Genomic DNA, 5,159 nt, shown 5'->3' on the forward strand with positions numbered 1-5,159 from the left:
ACATCGACGCCTGTCCGCCACGCCAGCCCCAGTGCAAGGGGAAAGTGGAGCGGCGGGTGCGCGATCAGCGCCTGGCGATCAATCCCTATGGCCGCCCCTTTGTGAGCTTGGCCGAGCTGCAGCAGTGGACCGATGCGCGCATTGAGATCCTGTCCCACGAGCGGCGCTGCCCCGCCACCGGTTCGACCGTCGCCGAGGCCTGGGCCGATGAGGTGGCGCGGCTGACCCGCCTGCCTGAGACGCTGCCGGAGCCGTTCGATCTGGTGGCCACCCGCCGGGTCGGTCTCGACAGCTTGGTGTCATTCGAGGGGCGCCAATACAGCGTTCCGTTCCGGCTCATCGGGCAGCGGGTCGAGGTGCGTGGCACCGCTGGACAGATCCAGATCCTAAAGGCCTGCGAGGTGGTGGCCACGCATCCACGCGGCACCCCGGCCCGCCTGTTGATCGATCAGGCGCACTATGACGGGCCCAGTACGGAGCGGGTGATGGCCCCGCCCCCTCTCGGGCGCATGGGCGCGCGCATCCAGGAATTGTCCTTGGCGCCCGTGGCGCAGCGGTCGATTGATCTCTATGCGGCTCTGGCGGAGGTGGCGCGATGACCCCCGGCAAGCTCAGGCTGGATATCGACACGACGCGCGAGCGGCTCCTGGCACTGGGCTGCTCCTATGCGGCTGAGCACCTCGATCATCTTCTGACTGAGGCTGTGGCCGAGGCGATGGCCCCGCATGCCTTTCTGGACCGGCTGCTGGCGGTGGAGCAGTCAGGGCGCGAAGGACGGCGGGTGAAAACCTCGTTGAAAATGTCGGGCCTGCCGATCGGCCAGACACTCGAGAACTTCGACTTCGCCTTCCAGCCGGCGATCGAGCGCTCCCGGATCGACACGCTGGCGACGGGCGCGTGGATCCGCAATGCCGAAACCGTGCTGATGCAGGGCCCTCCGGGGGTGGGCAAGACGCACCTCTCGGTGGCACTCGGGACGCGGGCGGTCGAGATGGGGTTCTCGGTCCTGTACTACCGCTTTGACGAGCTGATGACGGCGCTGAAGGTCGATGCCGGCTTGCCGCCCGCGCAGCTGAAACGGCGCCGGTATATGAACATGGCGCTGTTGATTGTGGACGAACTCGGCTTCGAGCCGATGAGCCGGGAGGAGGCGAGCCTGTTCTTCCGGCTGGTGACCTACCGCTACGGCCGCGGCGCGATCCTGATTACAACGAACAAGAGCATCCGGGAGTGGACCGAGCTGCTGGCCGGCGACGAGGTGCTGGCCACGGCCATCCTCGACCGCCTGCTGCACCGAGCGCATGTTCTCAACATCAAGGGGCGCAGCTATCGCCTGCGGGATCTGGAGGAGGCTCTCCAGCGGGCTCACGCTTGAGCCGTCGTAAAACTGGATGTCGCCTTATCTCGTAAATCTCGGTGTCGCTTGACATCAGCATTGCAGGTCGGAAGCACTGGCTCTGGCGCGCCGTCGATCAGCATGGGGTGGTGCTCGACATTCTGGTTCAGAGCCGCCGCGATGCCAAGGCCGCCAAGCGCTTGTTGCGCAAGCTGCTCAAGAAGCAGGGCGTCGCACCTCGCGTGATGATCACGGACAAGCTGGCCAGCTACGCCGCTGCGAAGCGGACTATCATGCCGGGCGTGGAGCATCGGCAGCATAAAGGCTTAAACAATCGCGCGGAAAACAGCCATCAGCCGACGCGACGACGGGAGCGGATCATGAAGCGCTTCAAATCAGCCGGGAAGGCCCAGCGCTTTCTCTCGGCTCACGATCAGGTGGCAAACCTCTTCCGCCGCTCAGCCAACAGTAACGCTGCTGAACGTCGCAAGGCCCGCTCGCATGCCTTTACTGCTTGGACCGAAGTGACAGGCGCTGCCGTGAGCTTCTGATCTGGCGACCCGGGGAGGCGCTATGCCTTCAGCTCGTTAAATTGACGGTGCCCCAAACAGGATTTCGGCAGCCTCGCGCCAATCAGCTCCGTCTGCCGCGGCATCAAGCAACCTGAGATAGAGCTTGATGTGGCTGCGATCGTAGTCGGTTCGTGCCTCGCTTTCCGGCGGACTGTCAAGAAAGTCATCTGCCATCTTAGCGCTCCCCACGCGCTGACCTGTCTTTCGCGCCCGCAGGCTAAGTAGGTCGCCAAAAGTTCTGCAACAGCTTTCTGGGCCAAAAGTGTTTGGACATCATGCCAGCCTTGCGACGCGCTTGTTGCGGCGTCAGCGTCAGCACCCACGTCGCGGCATCAGCAGCTAGAGCGGATTCGAGTCAGACGGGCTCATATCCGCAGTTCCTGAGATAGTTCCGGCACTCATCGGACGAGAACGCATCGAGCAGCTCACCAATAGTGGTCCAGAGTGCCTCCTTGGTGCGTGCACCCGCTTTGCGCAGGAGCGCCTTGAGCTTAGCGAAGAGTTGCTCGATCGGGTTGAGATCGGGACTATAGGGTGGCAGGTACAGGATACTTCCTCCTACGGCTCGGATCGCCTCCTCGACCCCTGCCACTTTGTGGGCCGCAAGATTGTCGAGCACCACCACATCACCTGGAGAGAGGGCGCGCGCCAGCATCTGCTCCACATAGGCGCGGAAGATCTCGCCTCGCATCGGCCCGTCCACCACAAGCGGAGCGATGATCCCACGCTCGCGCAGGCCTGCCACAAAGGTGGTGGTCAGCCAATGTCCATACGGCGTGGCATCGACCACCCGCTGCCCGCGTGGTGCCCTGCCGTAGCGGCGGGTCATGTTGGTGGCAGTTCCGGTCTCGTCCAGGAAGACAAAGTGGCTTGCATCCATGAAGCGCTGCCACACCCGAAAGCGTTGACGCTGCTGGGCTACATCCGGCCGGTCCTGCTCGGCCGCCCTGAGCGTCTTTTTTTGCGCGTCAGGTCCATGCGCTTGAGCATCAGGTGAATTGTTGAGAGCGCCTGCACCTCGATCCCGCGGATGCGCAGTTCGGCTTGGATCTCGGACAGCGTGATGCCGGACTTCGCCTCCACCAGCGACCGAAGTAGATCCTGATACGGCTCGAGCACGGGACGACGATGGCCGCCGATGCGCTCTGGCGTCACCAAGCCCGTCTCGCGCACCCGCCGGATGAGCTTCACGGCGGCAGAGGGACTGACCTCATCCCGAGCAGCAGCCTGGCGGATCGAGCTGCCTTTCTCAACTGCGCGGACAATGCGCCGGCGCAGGTCCTGAGACAACGGTGTGGTCATGGCGAGCCTCTGTGCTCACGCCCCTGACCACCATCGAGTCAGATCTCCCGATTCCGTTCAACCCCAAACCGCTCTAGGGCATCAATGGACGCCGCCTGTCGGTTGGCCGCAATCAGACGCTTGAGCTCGCGCCAGAGCTGATCCATCGGGCTCAGTTCGGGTGCCTGCCGGGGCAGCCACACGAACCGAATGCGCAGCCGGTCGGCCAGTGCTTGGGTCTGCGGAGCGGTGTGGGCGCTGGCCCGGTCGGTCAGCAGCCAGAGCCAGCCGGCACAGCGCTACCGGCGCCGCAACTCGCGCAGAAACGCTTGGGCATCGGCCTGACCGGCGCGGGGGCGGAGCAGCACCACCCGGCGAGCCGTTCGCAGATCAATAGCCCCAAACAGCACCCGCTTGGCATTGCGGCCGGTGATCGGCACGACCGCCTGGGTGCCCTGGAGTGCCCAGGTCGCCCGCAGCGGCGGAAACAGCCGCAACAGCGTCCAGTCGAGGCACAGCAGCCGATCGCCGCTCTGCCAGCCGGCCTTCAGGCGTCGGATCACGCCCCCTTTTTCTGCACCAGATGAGCCGCCCGCTCGACATAGACATAGCGCGGCCGCTTCCAGCGATAGCCTGCCTCGTGCAGCCGGCGCCGCAGCGTGCGGGGGCTGACGGCGATGCCTTTCGCGGCCAGGTCGTGCGCCAGCAGCGGCACGGTCCAGCTCGTGGCCTGGTAGCCACAGCGGCGCGGGTCGCGCGCCAGGGCCGCTGCCAGCCGCCGCGGCGTAAGCCTCGGGTGACGGCGAGGCCGCCCGCTGCGTGGCCGGTCGATCAGTGCCGTGGCCTCATGCTCGGTCCTGTATTGGGCCAGCCATCGGTGGACGCTGGAGCGGTCGACCCGGCAGCGGCGGGCGGCTTCAGCCACAGAATGGCCCTCGGTCACCAGCAGCAGCGCCTCGAGGCGGCGATACACCCGTGCCTCCCGGGCGGCCGCGAGCGCTGCGGTCAGCCGCTTGCGATCCGCGTCGTCGAGTTGCGTCTCAGGAAAGGGATCATGTCGTCGCATGCTCCTCAGGCAACACCCGCAGCTCTCACGTTGCAAGACTTATGGCGACCTACTTAGACCTTGTCGCCCGGCAGGGAAGGCCCCGCAGCGACATCACGCGATGTCCATTGGACATCACGGATCGCATCAGCGAACTGCACGTCCGTCGCGGTGGAGCGCTCCTACAACGTCGAATGTCGAGAATACCTCGTGGTGGAATTCTCTACAGGGCGGTGTCCTCTCATTCATGGATATGCAAGAGGTGCTGGGGCAGAATCTGCAGAAGAACAGGTTGGATCAAGCGTTAGGGTGTCTAATCTGCGGATCGTTAACCCCACTTGGCTACAATTTCGTTGCGCTTTGCCTCTGACTCCTTTTCGAGCCCAGCAGCGATGTCCAAGTCTATTCTGGCCTTCAGTCGAGTGGGAAGGACCCCCTATTCCGTCAGCCGTTAGGAAAATGCAACCCGGAGCTGACGGATCTCCGTAGGCTATCATGCCAGAGCTGAGGAAACCTTATGAGAGATCGAGCGCATGGCTTCGGCCTGTGCAGCGTGTCCGATGTCCCTGAGCTTCTGCGCGGCATCGTCTAAAATCGAGGGAAGGACGCCCAAAGACGCGTGGCGGACAGACACGCGGCGCGGAGGTGCGGCCTTCCTTCGATTGTACCGCTGCGGTGACTGGCTGCGCGCGAGCGCGGTTTCAATAGCAGCGCGGAGCGAAAGGGTCGTGCGGATCGTCATTTGAAAAGCGGTGAGGGTCGTTGCGAGGGTCGGCAGAGCGATTGCGTCTGCCTCTTCTAGTGGACGGAATCTAACACTTGGTGCCCTCGCCGGACGGCAGCGATGATCTCATCTGGGTTGGCCGTCCAGGTGAAGGGCTTGGGACGTGCATTGGTTTCAGCCACGTAGCGGTTGATGGCCTCC

Annotated in this window: 6 protein-coding genes and 3 pseudogenes; 3 read left to right on the top strand and 6 right to left on the bottom strand. The window is 64.2% G+C overall.

Annotated features, from left to right (window positions below):
* The 3 genes and pseudogenes from FS320_RS37485 to FS320_RS37495 all read left to right on the top strand — a co-directional run.
* The coding region (locus FS320_RS37485; protein WP_420846826.1) for a Mu transposase domain-containing protein at window positions 1-599 on the top strand (599 nt) is incomplete at its 5' end.
* Window positions 596-1,375: an IS21-like element helper ATPase IstB gene (gene istB, locus FS320_RS37490; RefSeq protein WP_108523400.1), complete on the top strand. Its 780-nt coding sequence runs from the start codon at window positions 596-598 to the stop codon at window positions 1,373-1,375. The genes FS320_RS37485 and istB, both read left to right, overlap by 4 nt.
* A 53-nt stretch (window positions 1,376-1,428) precedes the next feature.
* A pseudogene (locus FS320_RS37495) lies at window positions 1,429-1,887 on the top strand (IS6 family transposase); the annotation flags it as partial.
* A 51-nt stretch (window positions 1,888-1,938) separates the two neighbouring features.
* Here the strand turns inward: FS320_RS37495 and FS320_RS37500 are convergent.
* The 6 genes and pseudogenes from FS320_RS37500 to FS320_RS46480 all read right to left on the bottom strand — a co-directional run.
* Window positions 1,939-2,082, bottom strand: a pseudogene (locus FS320_RS37500) (DUF2285 domain-containing protein); the annotation flags it as partial.
* A gap of 181 nt (window positions 2,083-2,263) precedes the next feature.
* Window positions 2,264-3,210, bottom strand: a protein-coding gene (locus FS320_RS37510) for an IS630 family transposase (RefSeq protein ID WP_420846827.1) whose coding sequence is annotated in 2 segments (ribosomal slippage) — window positions 2,264-2,865 and window positions 2,865-3,210 — 948 coding nt in all. Because the reading frame shifts where the segments join, the coding sequence is not laid out codon by codon here.
* 38 nt (window positions 3,211-3,248) lie between these two features.
* The gene (locus tag FS320_RS48935; protein WP_338105642.1) at window positions 3,249-3,467 is read right to left on the bottom strand and encodes a transposase; all 219 of its coding nucleotides are present in this window, start codon (window positions 3,465-3,467) and stop codon (window positions 3,249-3,251) included.
* 21 nt (window positions 3,468-3,488) lie between these two features.
* Window positions 3,489-3,752: a hypothetical protein gene (locus tag FS320_RS48940; protein WP_244627638.1), complete on the bottom strand. Its 264-nt coding sequence runs from the start codon at window positions 3,750-3,752 to the stop codon at window positions 3,489-3,491.
* Window positions 3,749-4,255 carry a helix-turn-helix domain-containing protein gene (locus FS320_RS37520; RefSeq protein WP_244627639.1) on the bottom strand — a complete coding sequence of 169 codons (507 nt, stop codon included), beginning with the start codon at window positions 4,253-4,255 and terminating at the stop codon, window positions 3,749-3,751. Before FS320_RS37520 ends, FS320_RS48940 begins: the two co-directional genes overlap by 4 nt.
* A gap of 777 nt (window positions 4,256-5,032) precedes the next feature.
* Window positions 5,033-5,159: pseudogene (locus tag FS320_RS46480) on the bottom strand (IS630 family transposase); the annotation flags it as partial.

Source organism: Microvirga tunisiensis, assembly GCF_009296175.1.
GTDB classification, from domain to species: Bacteria; Pseudomonadota; Alphaproteobacteria; order Rhizobiales; family Beijerinckiaceae; genus Microvirga; species Microvirga tunisiensis.